We start from the raw sequence: 18143 nt of genomic DNA on the forward strand, positions 1-18143 counted from the left end.
TTTGCAACCCGCGGGGCCAAAGACCATTTTGACAGCATGGTCGGCGTCATCCTCAGCACCGCGCGCAAACTGGCTCTGAAGATCGCCAGCTATGGGGTCATGCACCTTGTGGTGGCCATCTTGGTCGCCTTCGCGATCACGCGTGATTGGCGCATCGCCCTGGCGGTCGGCATGGTCGAGCCCTTCTTCCAGACCATCGCCTATTCGATCCATGACCGCGTCTGGCACCGGATCGAACGCCGCCGCATGGCCTCGAACATCGAAGAGGCGGCCGAAGCCTTCACCGCCCGCCTCGACATCATGTCGCCCGATGAACAGACCCGTGTCCACGATCACCACGGCCACAGCCACGCCCTGCCCCGCTCGTTCAAACAAGTGGCCGTCAAGACCGTCACCTACGGCGTGATGCACTTCACCGTGGCCGTAGCCGTAGCCTTCGCCTTGACCCAGGACATCCGCACCGCCCTGGCCATCGGAATGATCGAGCCTCTGGTACAGACGGTCTTCTTCACGCTTCACGACCGCATCTGGTCGCGGATCGAGGAACGGCGCGCGCGAACGCGGCCCGCGACGGCCTAGGCTTTCCAGTCGATCTCCGCGCCGTGCGGCTGACAGATCGCCAGTCGCCGTGTGTCGCCGCCAGGCCATACGGTCAGGTCCAGCGCCGGGCGGCGATCGACGCTGTCCGACACCGCCTCGAAGCTCAGCCAGGCCAGCGGGGCGTCCGGGGTCGCCTGGTCGCCGACCGTTTGCAGGTGACGGCGCACGCGCGCCTGGCTGTCGGGGCTGAAATACTGATAGGCGATGGTGTGCATGACGACCCGGCATAGGCCTGGCTCAGCCGCCACAGACAGATTGGTCTCAAGCCAGGACGCCGCATCGTCTTTCGTGATCACGGCCGGATCGGTCGCGGCCAGGTCCAGCGCCGCTTCCAGCCTTTGCAACCGCGCCCGCTGATCCGCCCAGACATAGGCGCTCAACCGCTCCCTGGTCGCCGAATCGCGGACATCCAGCGGATTGCGATCGACGCCCGAGCGCCGGGCCACATCGACCGTCGCCGACGGTGGAGACGCCCCGTTCCACACAGGCTCCAGCCTCACCGGCGAACCCGCCGCACCCGCTGTCGTCTCCCCCAATCGATAAGAGTAGCGATCCAGGATCGTATTCAGCCCGGCGCTGGCGCCCAGTTCATAGAGGCCGAACGGCAGACGGAACCGATCCGCCAGGACCAGCAGTCCAGCCATCAGAGCCGCCGAACGCCCGACTTCATTGGTCTGGGGCGGCCCGTCCAGCCACGGCGACAGGTAGTCCGCCTGTTCGACCAGCGCCCGGCCTATCGTCGCCCAAAGCCCATCGTCGGTCGGCGCCGTCGCGGGCGGATAGAGGGCCGACAGCGCCGCATCCCGTCCGGATCGCGCCAATGCATGCAGCCCGCCCATCAGACGCAGCGGCAGGGCGTCTCCCTGATGGGACGGCGCCCCGGCCCAGCCGAGCACGCGCCGGCCGATTTCGCCCTGCTCCGTCAGCCGTTCGCCCATCAGTCGACACAGTCGCCCGGTGAAGGGAGCGCCCGCGGTCGTGCAGATGACCGCCTGGTCCAGGAACGCCTGCCGGACCAAGGCCTGGGTCATCGCTTGTTCAGCGCCACCAGAAACACCTCGGCGCTGTCCTTACGGCTCGAGGCCGGCTTGACGTATTTAACCGTCTCGAACTCCTCGCGCAGCCGCGCCAGCACCCCCCCGGCGTCGCCGCCCTGGAAATTCTTGGAGACGAAGTTCCCGCCCGGCTTCAGGGTGCGGATGGCGAAGTCGGCGGCGATCTCGATCAGGGCGATGATCTTCAGGTGGTCGGTCTGGCGGTGGCCGACCGTGTTGTGCGCCATGTCCGACAGCACCAGGTCCGGCGCGCCGCCGATGGCGTCGATCAGTTGCTGGTCCACGCCCGGGTGGGTGAAGTCGGCCTGCAACAGGGTCGCGCCGGGGACCGGCTCGATCATCAGCAGGTCCACGCCCGCCACGGCGCCCGCCCCACGATTGACCGCCACCTGAATCCAGCCGCCCGGCGCGGCGCCCAGGTCGATGACCTTGCTGCCCCGCTTGATCAAGCGGAACCTGTCGTCGATCTCGATCAGCTTGAAGGCCGCGCGGCTGCGCCAGCCCTCGGCCCGCGCCTTCTCGGACCATTTGTCGGACAGCTGGCGCTTGATCCACTGCTGGCTCGACATCGACTTGGTGTCGGCCGTCTTCATCTTGGTGCCCATGCCGCGCCCGGCGGCGGTCCCGCCCGTGGGCGGTTTCACCATTCGGCGACGTTCTTGAGGCTTTTCGTCTTCACTCATCGTTCCCACATAGCCCCGACCGGCGTTGCGGGCTATGTCCCGCCTCAAATCAACCCCCAAGAGGACGACCGAAATGGCCGACACCCTGACCTTCACCCTGGACACCGGCGACGGCGAAGCCCGCGACGTGGTCATCAAGCTGCGCTCGGATCTGGCGCCGGGCCACGTCGCACGTATCACCGAACTGGCTTCGGAAGGCTTCTACGACGGCGTCGTCTTCCACCGCGTGATCCCCGGCTTCATGGCCCAGGGCGGCGACCCGACCGGCACCGGCACCTCCGGCTCCACCAAGCCGAACCTGAAGGCCGAGTTCTCGGCGGAGCCGCACGTGCGCGGCGTCTGCTCGATGGCCCGCACCTCGGATCCGAACAGCGCCAACTCGCAGTTCTTCATCGTCTTCGACGACGCCACCTTCCTGGATCGCCAGTACACCGTCTGGGGCCAGGTCGAGTCCGGCATGGAACACGTCGACGCCCTGCCGAAGGGCGAGCCCCCACGCGCGCCGGGCAAGATCGTCAAGGCGACCGTCAACTAGAACGCGATATTGGCGTTTCCTTAGGATCGTATCGGTTGTATCCGGTACGATCCTCGGGGGACGTGACGTGCGCATACTGCTGGTGATCGAGCCGTCGGGCGGCGGCTCGGGACGTCATGTCGTCGATCTGGCCCAGATGCTGATCGACGGCGGCCACGCCGTCTCCCTGATCTATTCGCCCACCCGCGCCGAGCCTCTTTTCGAAGCCGAGGCGGCCGCCCTGCCCCTTGAACATCTCGAACGCCTGCCGATGCGGCGCGCCGTCGGGCCTTCAGATGTCGGGGTCCTTTTCGCCCTGCGCCGCTTGATGGCGCGGCTCGGTCCGTTCGACATTGTTCATGGTCACAGCGCCAAGGCCGGCGCTCTGGTTCGGCTGGCGGCGCCTGCCAAAGCGGCTCGGATCTACACGCCCCACGCCCTGGCCACTCAGCAAGGCTTCAGTCCGGCCTCGGCCTTCTATGGCCTGATCGAGACCCTGTTGGCGCATTCCAGCAGCGAGGCGGTCATCGCCGTGTCGGACGACGAGGCCCGACATGCGCGCGGCTGGCGTTTCCCGACGGAAAAGCTGCACGTCGTTCTGAACGGTCTGGCCCCGCCCCCTGCGGCGACCGACCGTCTCGCCGCCCGCGCCGCACTGGGCGTGTCCGACGATGTCTGGGTGGTCGGTTTCGTCGGCCGGCTCTGCGCCCAGAAGGATCCCGTCCGCTTCGCACAGGCGCTGCGCCTGGCCCGCCTTCAGGACCCGACTATTCTCGGCGTGGTCGTCGGCGACGGGGCGCTTGGCGATGACGTCCGCGCGGCCGGAAGCGACGCCATACGCATGGTCGGCGCCAGGAACGCACGGATGCTGGCGCCCGGCTTCGACCTGTTCGCGATGACCAGCCTCTATGAAGGCTTCTCCTACGCCATGGTGGAGGCGGCTGTGGCGGGCCTGCCCATTCTCACCACCGAGGTCGGCGGCGTATCGGCCCTGGTCGAGGCCGGCGCCAGCATTGACCGGCTGCCGGTCGACGCGACGCCCCAACAGCTGGCGCAGGCCATGATCGCAATCCGCGGACGGTCCGCGGCGCCGACGCCGGCCCCCACCCTGATCAACCGCTTCTCCGTCTCGCGAATGGCGGCCGAAACGGTGGCTATCTATCGCCAGGCCTATGCTCGACGAAGGCGGGTTCGTGGCTGACCCCGCCAAGCCCACGATCTTCGTCAACGGCCGTTTCCTCGTCCAACCCCTGAGCGGGGTCCAGCGCTATGCGCGTGAGATGGTCCGCGCCCTCGACCGCCGACCCAACGCCGCCGCCCGTTATGTCCTGCTGGTTCCCCAGGGCGCCGACGCCTCGGACCTGGATCTGCGCGCCATCCCGGTTCGCCCGATTGCGGGCGGTCCCGGCCATCTGTGGGAACAGACCGCCCTGGTCTGGGCGGCTCGACGGGGGGTATTGCTGTCGCTCGGCGGCGCAGGCCCGATCCTGCACCCGCGACACCTGGTGGTGATCCACGACGCGGCGGTTTTTCGCCATCCTGAGCATTTCAGACGCGGTTACGCCGCCTTTCATCGCCTGCTGGGCCGGATGCTGGCGCGCCGGGCGACCCTGGCGACGGTCTCTCGCTTCTCGCAGCGGGAACTGGCCGAGGTTCTGCATCTGCCCCGCGACGCCGTTACGGTCGTGCCGAACGGCGCGGACCATCTGGGGCGGAACCAGACCGACGACGCGGCCCTCGCCCGTCTGGATCTGGTCGGCCGCCCCTATTTCGTCGCCCTGGGCAATCTGGCGCCGAACAAGAACATCGGCGTGATGATCCAGGCGCTGGGCCGTCTGCCCGACCCGGACCTGCGGCTGGTCCTGATCGGCGCCGCCGCGCCCGCCGTGTTCGACACCGCGCTTCAGACCCGCGACCCGCGCCTGGTCTTCGCCGGCCGCCGCACCGACGCCGAGGTCGCCGCCCTGCTGGCCGGCGCCCGCGCCCTGATTTTCGCCAGCCTGTACGAAGGGTTCGGCATTCCTCCGCTGGAGGCCTTCGCCCACGACTGCCCGGTCATCGCCTCCGACATCCCGGCCGTGCGCGAGGTCTGCGCCGAAGCCGCCCTCTATTTCAACCCACGCGACGACGCCGCCCTGGCCTCGCGAATGGCGGCTGTCCTGCAAGGCGGACCGGGAGGAGACCCGGCGCGTGTCCAACTGGGGCGCGACCGTGTGGCCCTCTATGCCTGGGATAGATCGGCGGAAATCCTGGAGGCTCTGTTGGCCAGGACAGCCCGATAGAGAACGACGTGGGCCTTGGCGATCGAAGCCTCGGTCCAGACCGGCTTGGACGGGGCCACGAGGTTCCGCCACGACGCCGGTTGATCCAGAACCCGCGCCAGCACCGCCGCCAGAGCCTCGACATCGCCGGGTGGAACCAGGGCGACCCGCCCAGCCCCCGCCGTCGCCTCCGGCAGTCCCCCGATCCGTGAGGCGATCACGCCCCTGCCCTGCATGGCCGCCTCGACCACGTTCCGGCCGAACGGTTCGGCCCAGACGGCGGGGGCGACGACCACGTCGACGTCCTGATAAAAGCCGCTCGCCTCCGTCTGACCCAACCAGGCGATGCGGTCGTCGACGAAAGTCCGACGCAGCCGCTCGACATAGGCCGCCTCGCCCCGTCCGGCGATCCTCAGCCGCCAGTCTCCGGTCAGCCGCGCCGTGGCCCGTAGCAGCACCTCGATCCCTTTTTCGGGCTCGACCCGACCGATGAAGCCGAAGGTCAGGGGGCCGTTTCTTGATCCAATCCCGTCCGCCGCCGGACCTCCGCCCCCGGCCGCATTGCCGATCACCGTCGCGGGCGTCTCGCGGAAACAGCCCGCCTCCTGGTGCCGCTCCAGCACCGCCCGGCTGATCCCCACCACATGATCGACCCGCTCCGTCGCCCCGCGTCGTCCCTGGGTCAGCAGGACGCAGTCGAGACAGGAGCCCGCGCACGACCGGCCGTGACGAAACAGGGCCGCCCGGCAGCAGAGGGTCGAATAGTCACGCAGGGTCTGGACCAGGGGCAGGCCCGCGCGCCTTACCGTCCGCACTACAGCCCCGCCGAAACCGGTCGTCACATGGGCGTGGATCAGGTCCGGCCGTTCGGCCTTCACTACCCGGCCCAGGGGGCCGTCCATCAGGGAACTGACCGCCTCCAGCCCGTGCCACAGGGCGCGTCGCGTTGCCGGGCGTCGTCGTCCGTCATAGGGCCAGTACAGATGGCGCAGCGGCAGTCTATGGATGCGAACCCCGTCGCGCGTCTCGACGCATTCCTTACCGAGCGGAACCAGGGTCGCCACCGCCGTGGAGACGCCCGCCGCGACCAGGCTTCGCGCCAGTTGCTCCACGCTGCGTTCGGCCCCGCCGACATCGGCCGGCGGATACAGGCTGTTGACCAGCAGAACCCTCACGGCGCCACGGGTTTTCGCCCGGCCAGGGCCGCGACCAGACAGATCAGAAAGACGAACCCCGCGCCCTGCGCCAGGTCCTCGCTGAACATCATCGTCAGCAGATAGACGGATAGGGGCGTCAGGGCGTCAAGCCGGGCCGCCGACCACAGGTGCAGACCCAGGGCCAAAACCGCCGCCAGCAGGCCGACCGTCCGGCCCATGAACAGATAGCCGTTATGACTGACGGTCAGGGCGCGGAAGGTCCCCAGTTCGTCCGCCGTCGACCAGCCCACGCCCAGCGGCTGATCGGCCACGAAATCGATCGTGCGGGTCCAGGTGGCGACCCGCCCTTGAAGATTGGCGTCCATCTGTTCCAGATCGAACCGGGCCGCGAAGCGGCTGACATCGATATCGACCCGCGTCACCTGCAGGGCGGCCAGACCTCCGGCCAACAGGCAGACGGCCAGGGTCAGGCCCAGGGGACTGCCGGGTTCACGCCAGCGCCGTCCGACGACCGCGCGCGCCAGCCAGGCCGCGCCGGCCGCGATCATGCCGCCCCGCGACAGGGTGCACAGAAAGCCGACGACCGTCACGCCCGCCGCCGACAGGTCCAGACTGCGGCGCGACCAGGCCCCGCCGACGACGGCGAAGGCCGCGGGGGCCGCCAGTCCGATCATGCCCATGGCGGCGTTCGGATGCTCGGCCACCGTCGTGATCCGCACATGGGCGACGATCGACGTATAGGCCGCGCGCGGCGAGGCCAGGCCCACGGCCTGAAGCGCGTCTCGGCCGAACAGGGACAACAGGCCATAGGTCGCCAGATGGCAGGCGGCCCCGGCCAGCAGGGCGGTGAAGAACAGTCGCCGCCGATCCGCCTCCGCCACGATCAAGGCGCCGACGGCGGGCGCGACCAGGGCGGCCGCCAGCCAGCGGAACCAGAAGGCGAAATCCGACAGGTTCAGGGTCTGGCCGATGCCGGACGCCTGGATCATCACCGTGACCAGCAGGACGAAGGCCGCCGTGGGACCGGCCGCCCGCGACGCCGTTCCCATCCGCCGCCATTGCAGCACGACCAGGGGCAGGGCCGCCGCCAGGGCCAGATCGCCGAGACGCGGCGCGCTGATCCGGCCCGGCGCCAGGAAGACCGGCAGGGTGACGCCGACGCCCAGCAGCACCAGCACCCAGGCCTCATAGGCCGCGCGGAGATCGTCCAGCCGCACCCCGGAAAACGGCGTCGGCCGCAGGATCAGGGCGCGCAAAACTCGACCTTCGGATCGAACCGGGCGCCGTCCACCAGGCCCGCGACCAGCAGCCCGGCCTTGCGCCATCGCCCCCGCCTCGCCAGCCTGAAGGCGATCCGCGCCCGCGAGCCCGCGTAACGCAGCGCCGAGGCCGTCCCCTCGTGCCGTCGCTTGGCCAGGATGATATTGCGGGTCAGCAGCCGGTGCAGCCGCTCGCGTCGCGGGTCGGTCTCGGTCTCCAGGCTGAGCCAGCCGGGCGCGGCGCGGACATGCTCGACCCTGCTGAACGCCGCCAGAAAGCCGGGCCGGTCCGCCGACAGCCGCAGCGTATATTCGGTGTCGTCGCCCCAGATGAACATCGGCGCCAACGGCAGGCCGTGTCGCAGGACCTCGGCCCGGGAAATCAGGACGGACACGAAGGTGGCCTGACGCACCGGGACCAGGCCCCGGTCAAGCCTTTCACTCCAGGCAGCGTAGCCCAGCGCGTTCTTTCGTGTGTCGATCTCGGGCGTATTGGTCAGTTGTCCATCCGGGGTGCGGACGCTGGAGCACAGAAAGGCGGCCGACCGCCCCTCGGCCGTCAGTTCCGCCTCGGCCTGGAGCAGTTGCGCCAGCGCGTCGGGCGCGGGCAGAACGTCGTCGTCCATCAGCCACAGACGCTCCGCGCCGCCCTCGACCGCCGCCCGCATTCCGACGTTGAACCCGCCGGCCCCGCCGATATTGACCGGCAGGCTCAACACCGTGACCCGGCCGGCCCAGTCCCGGTCCAGCATCATCGCCGTGCCGTCGTCGCTGGCGTTGTCCACCACCAGTATCCGCGCGCACGGCCGGGTCTGAGCCGCCAGACAGGCCAGGCATCGCTCCAGCAGGCCGCGCCGGTTCCAGGTCACGACCACGGCCCAGACCGTCATGTCGCAGCCTTCAGGATGGCCGGCGCCAGCACCTTCTCGACCAGGCTCAACCCCCGCCCCACAGCCTGATCCATATTATAGTACCGGTAGTCGGCCAGCCGTCCGGCGAACCAGACCTGGCCCTCCAACGCCCGCGCCATCGCCCGATAACGATCGGCCAGAACACGCGAGGCCTCTGTCGGGATCGGATAGAAGGGCTCGTTCACGCCCGGCGCGTGGGCGATCGGATATTCGGTCAGCAGGGCGGTCGTCCCGGCCCGCTCGCCCGTCAGGTGGCGGAAATCGGTGATGCGGGTGAAGTCGAACTCGTTGGGATAGTTGACCGTCCCCACCGGCAGGCCGTCCTCGACCGCCACGGCGCGATGTTCGAACCTCAGGCTCCGGTACGGCAGATCGCCCTCCGACCGGCCGAAATAGTCGTCCAGCGCCCCGCAATAGACCATCCGCCCGAACCGCCCCGGCGCCACATCCGCCATCTCGGTGTTCAGGGACAGATGGATGTTCGGGTGATCCAGCATCCGCTGGAACAGGGCCGCATAACCGTCGGCGGGCATGGCCTGATAACGGTCGGTGAAATAGCGGTCGTCGCGGCTGATCGCGACCGGCACCCGGCCTGTAACCGACGGATCCAGCGCCTCCGGCTCCAGCCCCCATTGTTTGCGGGTGTAGTGGGCGAAGACCTTGTCGAACACATAGTCGCCGAGGAAGCGCAGGTCGCCGTCGGCGGCGTCCTGCATCAGGGTCGCGATACTGGGCCGGGCGCCGAAGCCGAAGGTCTGGATCAGCCGCTCCGACAACCGCTCGGCCATTCCGGCCGGGAACAACAGGCCCAGAGAGTCGAGATTGAACGGCACGGGCACCAGGCGGCCGTCCACATGGCCGCGCACCCGATGGAAATAGGGCCGCCAGTCGGTGAAGCGGCCCAGATGGTCGAAGATGCGCCGGCTGTTGGTGTGGAAGATGTGCGGCCCATAGGGATGGATCAGCCGCCCTCCCTCGTCGCGCCGATCATGAGCGTTGCCGCCCGGATGGTCGCGCCGGTCGATGACCAGCACCGTCTGATCCAGTTCGCGCGCCAGCCGTTCCGCCACCGTCGCCCCGGTGAAGCCGGCGCCGACGACCAGCCAGTCGTATCGAGCGGACGTCCCGCCTGCCGTCCGGCGTTTCAACGACCGCCCGTGCTCGCCCCCGTCCACGTTGACCCCGCCCCAGCCATCAACTTGGGCGGGAGTTAATACACGCAACAGACCATGTCACAAGACGAGAAAACTTAGGATTGGTCGTCGGTCTTCCCGTCAAACCGGGCGTTCTTCGCATCGCGCCAGGTTTCACGCAGGCCTTCGACCGGCTGGTCCGCGCCCAGCAGGGACAGGCGCTCGACCCAGACGGTCGCCAGCTGATCAATCGTTGACGAACCCCATCCCGGGGGCTGTTGGCGTGCCCAATTCTGCACCGATCCGGCGTTGAAGATCAGCAGGAAGACACAGGCGACGAACAGGGCCTGGCTGGTCCATCGCCGCGCCCGCGCCGCCTCGCCCTCCTCGTCCAGAGCCGGCGCCGGGGGGAAGGCGAACCGGCCCAGGGCGACCAGGGCGTTCTCGCGCGTCGGCAGGTCGTGGGCGTCGGCGCCGCCGATCCAGTCGCTGGATGGATCGCCCGCGCTGTCGGCGCTGAGCGCAGGCGGCGACAGCGGCGCGCCCAGCGGCGGAAAGGGCGACACCGGCGGCGTGGTCCGGGTCGGGAAGGGATCGATCGGGTCTTCGGGGTCGCTCATGACGTCGCTCCCTTAGAACTGGAAATAGATGAAGGGCGCCACGCCCTCGGGCCGCATCGCCTCGACCAGCAGGATCGCCAGTCCAACCAGAACGCCCATTGTCGGCGAAGGCGCCGTCTTCAGTCGCTCGGCCATACCCTCGATCGCGCGCGGCGGCAGCCAGTGCATGGCCAGGCCGCCGACGATCAGCACCAGCAGGAAGGGCGTCAGCAGGCTCAGCGGCGCCAACCGACCGATGCCCGCCAGCATCTGCATCGCCAGGTCGAAGGTCTCTGCCCGGAACAGTATCCAGCCCAGGCAGACGATGTGGAAGGTTATCAGCACCCCCAGCCAGGTCGGCACGACGCTGCGGCCCTTCACCACCGCCCGCCCCAGCCGCTCGACCACCTGGGCCCCGCCGTGCAGCGCGCCCCAGGCCACGAAGGTCCAGGCGGCGCCGTGCCACAGCCCGCCCAGCAGCATGGTGATCATGACGTTGACGCAGGACGACCAGAGCCCCTTACGCCCCCCGCCCAGCGGCACATACAGATAGTCGCGCAGCCAGCTGGACAGGCTGATGTGCCACCGCCGCCAGAAGGCCTGGATCGACGACGCCCGATACGGCTGGTCGAAATTGCGCGGGAAGGAATAGCCCAGCAGGGCCGCCAGACCGATGGCCATGTCCGAATAGGCCGAGAAGTCGCAATAGATCTGGACCGCATAGCCATAGACCGCCGCCACAATATCGATGGTCCCATAGGCCGACGGATCGAAGAAGACCGGATCGACCAGCCGCGTGGCCAGTTCCGACGCGATCACCGTCTTCTTGAACAGGCCCCAGACGATCAGCAGCAGACCCAGGCTCGCCATCTCGCGCGTCAGCCGCGGCACCCGCGCGAACTGGGGCAGCAGGTCCGAGGCCCGCACGATAGGACCCGCCACCAGGTGCGGGAAAAAACTCATCAGCAGCATGACGTCCAGCAGGCTGTCGGCCGGCCGGGTCGTCCCACGATGGACGTCCACCAGATAGCTGATGCCCTGGAAGGTGAAGAAGCTGATCCCCACGGGCAGGACCACCTGCAGCAGAGGCAGGTCGCGCTCCCATCCGAAATTAACCAACAGATCAATAGCCTGCTCGACGAAGAAGCCGTAGTACTTGAAGAAGCCCAGGATGATCAGATTGGCGGCCACGCCCAGTCCGACCAGCAGTTTTCGCCGTCCCGCCCGATCGCTGCGTACGATCAGGGCCGCCACGCCCCAGTTCAGAACGGCCGAGGCGATCAGCAGGCCGACGAACCGCCAGTCCCACTGAGCGTAGAAGAACCAGCTGGCCAGCAGCAGGAACAGTTTGCGACGGCCGTTCTCGCGATCCAGGCTCCAGCTGACCAGATAGACGATCAGGAAGAAGACGGCGAAGGCCAGGGTCGGAAACAGCATCAGTCCGCCTCCCCCGCCGACGTCTTCCACCGCTCATAGGCGCCCGTCAGGTCGTCGCTCAGCACCCCGCCGATCCAGTCCGCGCCGACGGAGGTGAAATGCACCCGGTCGGGCCGCATGTAGGGTTCGGCCATCGTCGCCAGCCGTTCGGCGGAACAGTCGCCGCCCATGCGTCCCTGCCAGTCCCAGTAGGCGACGCCCGCCTCGTCGGCCACCCGCCGTTGCACGTCCCGCACCACGGCCAGCGACGTCGGGGCCCGACGCGACCCGTCCGCGCCGCAACCGCCCGTCCCGCCGCTCTTCAAGCCATCGGGCGCGCCGAGGATCAGCAGGGCCGCATCCGGCGCCAGCCCTCGAAACCGCGCGACCTGCCCCCGCAAGAGATCGGCATAGGCGACGGGGTCTACGCCTTCTTCGAATCCATCATTGACTCCAAAGGCCAGGACGATCAGCGACGGCTTCCAGGCGGCCAGTTCTGCGGCCGCCACGGCCTCGTCCCGCGTCGCCAGATCACGCAGGGCCGCGCCCACTACGCCTAGGCTGGAGACGACCACGCCGCCGCCCCGCCTCGCGGTCCAGACGTCGTGCACGACCATCGCGCCGGTCGGCTGAAGGACAGCCGTCTGCACCGGCGCGGGCAGGTCGAGGGTGCGGCACTGCGGCCCCGAGGTCGACGACCGGAAGTCCGCCGTCATGTCCAGGTCCGCAGTCGACACTGTCACGCCGCCCGCCTCGGGTCCCCCGTCGGCGCAGAGGCCGATCCGGTCGAAGGCGGCGACCGCCTCGGTCGTCAGCGTCAGGCGCCCGGCGGGGCCGACGACGGCGACCGCCCCCGTCAGTCCGGTTCGCGCGGTCGTCGCGCCGAGAGGGCCGGTCAGGGGTGCGACCGAGACCGGCCAGGCGTCGGCCGCCACCTCGACCTGCAGCGGCGCATAGGCGGCATAGGGGACGCCCGGAGGCAGGACGCCGCGCCCGCCGGCGCCGAACCGCGCCTGAAGCCGGGCGCGCAATGCCCCGGTGATCCGGTCGCCGGCGGTATGGCTGTCGCCGATCTGAAGGACGTGGACCGGCGCCTCGGCGGCGCCGGCCTCGGTGGCCCGCAGCGCCTCGAACCATCCGTTCAGGGCCTCCGTGCCGCACAGACCGTCCCGACAGACCGACGCGCCCGGCGCCGGAGCGGGCGTCGGCGCATAGGCGACCTCGGTCCCGCTCTGCATCTCCAGCATAAGCAACGCCGCCCCCACGGCCCCCAGGCTCATGGTCAGCCGGTCGTCTGCGGCTGGGCCGCCGCCGCATCCAGACCCGCGTCCTGCTTCAGCCGCTCGGCCACCGGCGCGCCTATGCGCCGATAACCGGCCATGGTCATGTGGATCCCGTCATTGGCCCGCATCAGCTGCGGTCGCCCGCTGGCGCCGGGCAGATAGGCCTCGTATTCGCCCGCCGCATTGGCGGTGACGCCGGTCGTCTCGATCAGGGGCACGTTCAGCGCCGCCATCCGCTCGCGCACCACCGCGTTGACGATCGTCATCTTGGCGTCGAACCCGGCACGCTTCATCTTCGGCAGGCCGACCCAGTAGACGGTGGCGCCCTGGGACCGCAGCAGGGCGACCAGATCATCGATCCGGCGGGCGTAGGCGACCTTCCATCCCGGCGTGCCGAAGGCGTGGACCTCGCCGTCCAGACTGATGCCCTGGGCGTCATTGGTGCCGAACAGGACCACGGCCGCATCGACCGGCGTCTCGCGCAGTTGCCGCGCCGTCTTGGCCTGGATGTCGACGTAATCGTAGCGCGACAGGCCGGTCGAGACCTCGCTGAACTTGGTCACCTGGAACCCGTCCTTGCCGTTCAGGTCGCGATAGAGGGCGGTCCACAGGCCGTCGGCCATCGAATCCCCGAACACCCCGATCCGCAGCCGTCCCTGCGCCGCCCGTGTCTTCAGCGGCGTGGCGGGAGGAGCGGCGACGGGCTTGAAGGCCACGCCCTGCTCTTGCGCGACCTGTTCCGGCCGAGCCGGTTCGCTTCGAACCTCTGACGGGCTGGCCGAGGCGTTCGCCGTCCCGCCCAGCATCAACGTCGGATGCCGCAGCCAGCCGCGCCCGTCGGGCGTCAGCATCAGGCCGATCACGACCCCGACGACCAAGGCCGCCGTCAATCCGTTGATGCCTGTGCGCAAAGCCGCCCGCCCTTCCGTAAAGACGGTTACCTATAGCTTAACGGCCCGCTTTAACGCCATGCCGGTCTCGTGTCAGGCGAGCGACAGGTTGACGACGGTTCAGCCGAACCGCCCCTCGGCCCAGCGCGCGGCGAAATAGCCGCCGGTCGCGGACACCATCGTCAGCACCGTGCCCCAGATCAGGTCCACCACCGTCAACTTCGTCTGCCACACCGCCAGGGTCGCCTGATTGGTCAGGTCATAGGTGGCGTAGGCGACGAAGCCCAGCACCGCTCCGTTGATCGCCGCCCGGGTCCAGCTTTCGTCCTTCAGCGCCGGCGCCACGGCCAGAAAGACCGTCCCCGCGATGGAGATCAGGTAGAACAGCACCGCCGCCTTCATGTCGGGCTTGTCCGCCAGTATCGGCCCCAGCACCGGCTTGTAGAGGCGATTGGTCATGGTGGTCAGCCAGACGGCGTCGATCACCGCGAAAGTGACCCCGGCGCCCAGATAGGCGAAGACATATTTGATCACGACGGCCTCCTCAGGCGGGCTTCAGGCGATAGTGGCTGACCGCCCAGGTGCGGCCTTCGTCATTGCCGAACAGGCCGGCGGTGGCCAGGTAGAACCGCCGCCAGCGCCGGGTCCACAGCCTGGCGTCCGCGCCATAGGTCTCGCCCATCAGGATCGAAATCCGTGCGGCGTTGCGGTCCATATTGGCCAGCCAGTCATTGGCGGTCCGGGCGTAATGCCCGCCGTTCCAGGTCCATTCGTTCTCGACCTCGAACAGGTCGGGAAACTGCCGGATCAGCCCATGGCTGGGCATCACGCCGCCGGTGAAGAAATGCTGGGCGATGAAGTCGCCGCTGTCGGTGTGATCGAACCGATAAGGGGCGTCGCGATGGGTGAAGACGTGAATGAACATCCGCCCGTCGGCCTTCAACCAGCGCCTGGCCTTGGTCAGCAGGGCGCGCCAGTTGGCCATGTGTTCGAACATTTCGACGGAAACGATCCGGTCGAACCTCTGATCAGTGTCGAACTGGTTCATGTCGGCGGTGACGACCGTCAGATTGGTCAGGCGTCGTGCGCGGGCCTGGGCCTCGATATAGGCCCGCTGTCCGTGGCTGTTCGACACCGCGGTGATCCGGGCGCGGGGATAGGTCTCGGCCATCCACAGCGACAGCGAGCCCCAGCCGCAGCCCATTTCCAGGATCGCCTGCCCGTCCTGGAGATCAGCGTGGGCGCAGGTCTCCAGCAGAGCCGCCACCTCCGCCTGATCGAGCGTCTCGGCTCCGGTCGGATACAGGCAGCAGGAATATTTCAGCCGCTCGCCCAGGCACAGGCGAAAGAACTCGGGCGGCAGCTCATAATGCTGCTGGTTCGCCGCATCCGTATGCTCTGCGATCGCCCGCTCGGCCATTTCGCGGGCGAAGGCGGCCTGATCGTGCGGCCCCTCGCGATCCAGCCGTTTGCGCGCCTCGGTGACCAGGCTGTCGATCGCCGGACGCGCGACGAAATCCGGAAAGGGCGCGTCCTGCAACTGGCGAATGGCGACATTGGTCAGGTTCATCGATCGCTCCCCTCAGATAGTTTGAATACGGTCGAAGCCCATCTTCGGATGCGACGCGATTGTCGTCGCGACGGCTTGCCCGCAAGATCGCTTCCGGACTAAGAGCGGAAGACGCCGCAATATTCATCAGACGGTGAAAAGGGAGAGCGATGGGAAAGATCTACGCTGACGTCACGTCCGCGCTGGAGGGGATCACCTTCGACGGCATGACGGTCATGTCCGGCGGCTTCGGCCTGTGCGGCATTCCCGAGAACCTGATCGCCGCCCTGCGCGACTCCGGCGTAAAGGGCCTGACGGTCATCTCCAACAACGCCGGGGTCGACGGCTTCGGCCTGGGCCAGCTGCTGGGCACGCGCCAGATCGCCAAGATGATCTCGTCCTATGTCGGCGAGAACAAGGAGTTCGAGCGCCAGTATCTGGCCGGCGAGCTGGAGCTGGAGTTCAACCCACAGGGCACTTTGGCCGAGCGTATCCGCGCGGGCGGCGCCGGCATCCCCGCCTTCTTCACCGCCACCGGCGTCGGCACCCTGGTCGCCGAGGGCAAGGAGGTCCGCAACTTCAACGGCCGCGACTACGTGATGGAGACCGGCCTGATCGCCGACCTGTCCATCATCAAGGCCTGGAAGGCCGACGAACGCGGCAACCTGGTTTTCCGCAAGACCGCCCGCAACTTCAACCCGATGATGGCGACGGCCGGCAAGGTCACGGTCGTCGAGGTCGAGGAGATCGTCCCCGTCGGTTCGCTGGACCCCGACCACATCCACACGCCCGGCGTCTATGTCGACCGCCTGGTCCAGACCGTGTCCGAGAAGCGCATCGAACAGCGCACTGTTCGTCAGAAGGAGCAAGCATAATGCCCCGTACTCGCGAACAACTGGCCGAACGCGCCGCGCAGGAGCTTCAGGACGGCTTCTACGTCAATCTGGGCATCGGCATCCCGACCCTGGTGGCCAACTACATCCCCGCCGGCATGACGGTGACCCTCCAGTCCGAGAACGGCATGCTGGGCATGGGTCCATTCCCCTATGAGGACGAGGTCGATCCCGACCTGATCAACGCCGGCAAACAGACGATCACCGAGATCCCCGAGAGCAGCTATTTCAGCTCCGCCGACAGCTTCGCCATGATCCGGGGCGGCCACATCAATCTGTCGATCCTGGGGGCCATGGAGGTGGCCCAGAACGGCGACATCGCCAACTGGATGATCCCCGGCAAGCTGGTGAAGGGCATGGGCGGCGCCATGGACCTGGTCGCGGGGGTCAAACGCGTGGTCGTGGTCATGGAGCACGCCAACAAGCACGGCCAGTCCAAGGTCTTGAAGGAATGCACCCTGCCCTTGACCGGCACGGGCGTCGTCAGCCGCATCATCACCGACCTGGCCGTCTTCGACGTCAAGCCGGACGGCGCGGGTCTGGAACTGATCGAACTGGCCGAAGGCGTCACCCTGGACGAGGTCGCCGCCAAGACCGAGGCCGCTTACACCGTCGCGGCGGCGCTGGCTCACGTCTGACGGCGGGGGCGACCGAGTGCCGCCCGCCCGTCTATTGAACCTTGTTGGACCACAAAGCGGCAGCTAGGGTCGCCTCCTTCAATCCTCCTTGATCGGAGGGGCGCGGCGGGGGCGCTGATCATATCCCGGTTTTCCTTGCGCCTGAGGGCGGGAATAGGCGACGCCGGTCATATGCCGACCTTGCACGAGACGCTGCCGGCCGATCCTCCCGATCTCGGCGCACGGCTGATTTCGCATCAGACCGGCGACCGCCGATTCGGCGCGCCTATTCACGCCTGGTATCCTGTCGACAGGGCCTCCCGCGCCAGGACGCCTGCCCGCACACGATTGCACGGCGAATGGATCGATCTTCCGGCCCGGGTCTTGGGCGACGACGTCCAGATCACCGAATGCGGTCAATGGCGTCTGGTGAATCGGCTGGGTCTCATCTGGGCCTGTCCCGCCGGTTCGATCACGCCGCCGGATCTGCCCTCGCCGTCGAACGCCCCCCTGATGTTGATCGGCTATTCCGAAGCGCCTGCGCGCGCCGATTACGACCAGGCGGTGCTGGGTCTGCTGGATCCAGCCCATGTGCCGATGATTCATGATGCGTGGTGGTGGCGCAGCCAGCCTCGTCGCACCAAGACGAAGAATTATGCGCCGTCGCCTTACGGGTTCACGGCGATCGCGGCGGACGCCTTCGCCTCCACCCCCGCCTATGATCTGGTTTCGAACGACCGCAAGGTCAGCATCGAATTCCGCCTGCCGTCCATCCGGCTCGAACGGGTTACAGCTCGCAACTTCGAACTGGTCAATCTCACGACCGTCACGCCTCTGGCCGAGAATGAGGTCGTGATCCGGAACCTGATCCTCTGCTCCATCGGCGCGCTGCGGTTCGCCAAACCCATGCTATCGGCCTGGGGACGGACCTTTCTGCGCCAGGACGTGGCCATACTGGAACGGCTGGAGGGGCGCAGCCCCCACCTGCCTCTGGTCTTCGCGGGCGACCCCGATCGTCCATCCGCTTTCTACTTCGCCTCCAAGGCCGCCCTCGCCCGCGCCCAGCGCGACGGCGCGCCCTACAGGAATCCCGTCGAGGCGGAGACCCTCCAGTGGGTCACTTGAGGCTTCGCTTCCACGGTCGAAACGCGTCAGATCGGGTCAGTCCGCTCCGTTGATCTCGTCCGGGCTTGATTCAGGCGCATGAGGCCTGAGCCGTCAAGGTGACGGATCGGAGGCCGCCTCAAACCTTTTTTGGTCACACCCCATTGTCACGGTGAAGCTGTTGTAAAGACCTGCCGCCTGGCCAACTGGCCGCCAGGG

19 protein-coding genes are annotated in these 18143 nt (G+C 68.0%); 7 read left to right on the forward strand and 12 right to left on the reverse strand.

Annotated features, from left to right (window positions below):
* Positions 1–36 precede the first annotated feature (36 nt).
* Positions 37–579 (forward strand): DUF2061 domain-containing protein, encoded by a 543-nt coding sequence (locus tag H2037_RS10845; protein WP_292121493.1) that lies wholly within the window; start codon positions 37–39, stop codon positions 577–579.
* On the opposite strand, the gene H2037_RS10850 is transcribed toward H2037_RS10845, so the two are convergent.
* Positions 576–1631, reverse strand: coding sequence for a DUF2332 family protein (locus tag H2037_RS10850; protein WP_292121496.1), 1056 nt, complete (start codon positions 1629–1631; stop codon positions 576–578). The genes H2037_RS10845 and H2037_RS10850 overlap by 4 nt on opposite strands.
* Positions 1628–2338 (reverse strand): RlmE family RNA methyltransferase, encoded by a 711-nt coding sequence (locus tag H2037_RS10855; RefSeq protein ID WP_292121499.1) that lies wholly within the window; start codon positions 2336–2338, stop codon positions 1628–1630. Before H2037_RS10855 ends, H2037_RS10850 begins: the two co-directional genes overlap by 4 nt.
* A 34-nt stretch (positions 2339–2372) precedes the next feature.
* Between H2037_RS10855 and H2037_RS10860 the strand changes: the two genes are divergently transcribed.
* The 3 genes from H2037_RS10860 (at position 2373) to H2037_RS10870 (ending at position 5134) form a co-directional block, all read left to right on the forward strand.
* A complete protein-coding gene (locus H2037_RS10860) occupies positions 2373–2873 on the forward strand; it encodes a peptidylprolyl isomerase (RefSeq protein WP_292121500.1) in 501 nt (166 codons plus the stop codon).
* Between the two features lie 67 nt (positions 2874–2940).
* Positions 2941–4053 (forward strand): glycosyltransferase family 4 protein, encoded by a 1113-nt coding sequence (locus H2037_RS10865; protein ID WP_292121502.1) that lies wholly within the window; start codon positions 2941–2943, stop codon positions 4051–4053.
* Complete coding sequence (locus H2037_RS10870; RefSeq protein ID WP_292121506.1) at positions 4046–5134, forward strand: glycosyltransferase family 1 protein; 1089 nt, start codon at positions 4046–4048, stop codon at positions 5132–5134. Before H2037_RS10865 ends, H2037_RS10870 begins: the two co-directional genes overlap by 8 nt.
* Here H2037_RS10870 and H2037_RS10875 read toward each other — a convergent pair.
* The 10 genes from H2037_RS10875 to H2037_RS10920 form a co-directional block, all read right to left on the reverse strand.
* Positions 5074–6288 (reverse strand): glycosyltransferase, encoded by a 1215-nt coding sequence (locus H2037_RS10875; protein ID WP_292121508.1) that lies wholly within the window; start codon positions 6286–6288, stop codon positions 5074–5076. The genes H2037_RS10870 and H2037_RS10875 overlap by 61 nt on opposite strands.
* The gene (locus H2037_RS10880; RefSeq protein ID WP_292121511.1) at positions 6285–7526 is read right to left on the reverse strand and encodes an O-antigen ligase family protein; all 1242 of its coding nucleotides are present in this window, start codon (positions 7524–7526) and stop codon (positions 6285–6287) included. Before H2037_RS10880 ends, H2037_RS10875 begins: the two co-directional genes overlap by 4 nt.
* On the reverse strand, positions 7514–8419 hold the full coding sequence (locus tag H2037_RS10885; protein WP_292121514.1) for a glycosyltransferase family 2 protein: 906 nt from the start codon (positions 8417–8419) through the stop codon (positions 7514–7516). The genes H2037_RS10880 and H2037_RS10885 overlap by 13 nt, the downstream gene beginning before the upstream one ends.
* Positions 8416–9663, reverse strand: coding sequence for a UDP-galactopyranose mutase (gene glf / locus H2037_RS10890; RefSeq protein ID WP_292121518.1), 1248 nt, complete (start codon positions 9661–9663; stop codon positions 8416–8418). Before glf ends, H2037_RS10885 begins: the two co-directional genes overlap by 4 nt.
* Before the next feature lie 26 nt (positions 9664–9689).
* Positions 9690–10193 (reverse strand): hypothetical protein, encoded by a 504-nt coding sequence (locus H2037_RS10895; RefSeq protein WP_292121520.1) that lies wholly within the window; start codon positions 10191–10193, stop codon positions 9690–9692.
* A gap of 12 nt (positions 10194–10205) precedes the next feature.
* The gene (locus tag H2037_RS10900) at positions 10206–11609 is read right to left on the reverse strand and encodes an MBOAT family protein (protein ID WP_292121523.1); all 1404 of its coding nucleotides are present in this window, start codon (positions 11607–11609) and stop codon (positions 10206–10208) included.
* On the reverse strand, positions 11609–12868 hold the full coding sequence (locus H2037_RS10905) for a GDSL-type esterase/lipase family protein (RefSeq protein ID WP_292121526.1): 1260 nt from the start codon (positions 12866–12868) through the stop codon (positions 11609–11611). The genes H2037_RS10900 and H2037_RS10905 overlap by 1 nt, the downstream gene beginning before the upstream one ends.
* Positions 12869–12870: 2 nt before the next feature.
* Positions 12871–13782 (reverse strand): DUF459 domain-containing protein, encoded by a 912-nt coding sequence (locus H2037_RS10910; RefSeq protein WP_292121530.1) that lies wholly within the window; start codon positions 13780–13782, stop codon positions 12871–12873.
* Positions 13783–13881: 99 nt separating this feature from the next.
* A complete protein-coding gene (locus H2037_RS10915; protein ID WP_292121533.1) occupies positions 13882–14295 on the reverse strand; it encodes a DUF2177 family protein in 414 nt (137 codons plus the stop codon).
* Between the two features lie 10 nt (positions 14296–14305).
* Entirely contained in the window at positions 14306–15331 is a 1026-nt protein-coding gene (locus H2037_RS10920; protein WP_292121536.1) for a cyclopropane-fatty-acyl-phospholipid synthase family protein, read from the reverse strand.
* A gap of 149 nt (positions 15332–15480) precedes the next feature.
* On the opposite strand from H2037_RS10920, the gene H2037_RS10925 reads away from it, so the two are divergent.
* From H2037_RS10925 to H2037_RS10935, 3 genes are all read left to right on the forward strand, one after another.
* On the forward strand, positions 15481–16185 hold the full coding sequence (locus tag H2037_RS10925) for a CoA transferase subunit A (protein WP_292121539.1): 705 nt from the start codon (positions 15481–15483) through the stop codon (positions 16183–16185).
* Positions 16185–16841, forward strand: a complete 657-nt coding sequence (locus H2037_RS10930; RefSeq protein ID WP_292121542.1) for a 3-oxoacid CoA-transferase subunit B — start codon at positions 16185–16187, stop codon at positions 16839–16841. Before H2037_RS10925 ends, H2037_RS10930 begins: the two co-directional genes overlap by 1 nt.
* Before the next feature lie 171 nt (positions 16842–17012).
* Entirely contained in the window at positions 17013–17945 is a 933-nt protein-coding gene (locus tag H2037_RS10935; RefSeq protein WP_292121545.1) for a hypothetical protein, read from the forward strand.
* The last annotated feature ends 198 nt before the right edge of the window (positions 17946–18143 follow it).

The sequence above is a fragment of the Brevundimonas sp. genome (genome assembly GCF_013912065.1).
Taxonomy (GTDB): Bacteria; Pseudomonadota; Alphaproteobacteria; order Caulobacterales; family Caulobacteraceae; genus Brevundimonas.

Bases quoted from the DNA above. Each gene is read 5' to 3' on its own strand.
- H2037_RS10845 (WP_292121493.1), top strand. From the start codon at position 37: ATGGTCGGCGTCATCCTCAGCACCGCGCGCAAACTGGCTCTGAAGATC.
- H2037_RS10850 (WP_292121496.1), bottom strand. From the start codon at position 1,631: ATGACCCAGGCCTTGGTCCGGCAGGCGTTCCTGGACCAGGCGGTCATC.
- H2037_RS10855 (WP_292121499.1), bottom strand. From the start codon at position 2,338: ATGAGTGAAGACGAAAAGCCTCAAGAACGTCGCCGAATGGTGAAACCG.
- H2037_RS10860 (WP_292121500.1), top strand. From the start codon at position 2,373: ATGTCCCGCCTCAAATCAACCCCCAAGAGGACGACCGAAATGGCCGAC.
- H2037_RS10885 (WP_292121514.1), bottom strand. From the start codon at position 8,419: ATGACGGTCTGGGCCGTGGTCGTGACCTGGAACCGGCGCGGCCTGCTG.
- H2037_RS10895 (WP_292121520.1), bottom strand. From the start codon at position 10,193: ATGAGCGACCCCGAAGACCCGATCGATCCCTTCCCGACCCGGACCACG.
- H2037_RS10900 (WP_292121523.1), bottom strand. From the start codon at position 11,609: ATGCTGTTTCCGACCCTGGCCTTCGCCGTCTTCTTCCTGATCGTCTAT.
- H2037_RS10905 (WP_292121526.1), bottom strand. From the start codon at position 12,868: ATGAGCCTGGGGGCCGTGGGGGCGGCGTTGCTTATGCTGGAGATGCAG.
- H2037_RS10920 (WP_292121536.1), bottom strand. From the start codon at position 15,331: ATGAACCTGACCAATGTCGCCATTCGCCAGTTGCAGGACGCGCCCTTT.
- H2037_RS10925 (WP_292121539.1), top strand. From the start codon at position 15,481: ATGGGAAAGATCTACGCTGACGTCACGTCCGCGCTGGAGGGGATCACC.
- H2037_RS10930 (WP_292121542.1), top strand. From the start codon at position 16,185: ATGCCCCGTACTCGCGAACAACTGGCCGAACGCGCCGCGCAGGAGCTT.
- H2037_RS10935 (WP_292121545.1), top strand. From the start codon at position 17,013: ATGCCGACCTTGCACGAGACGCTGCCGGCCGATCCTCCCGATCTCGGC.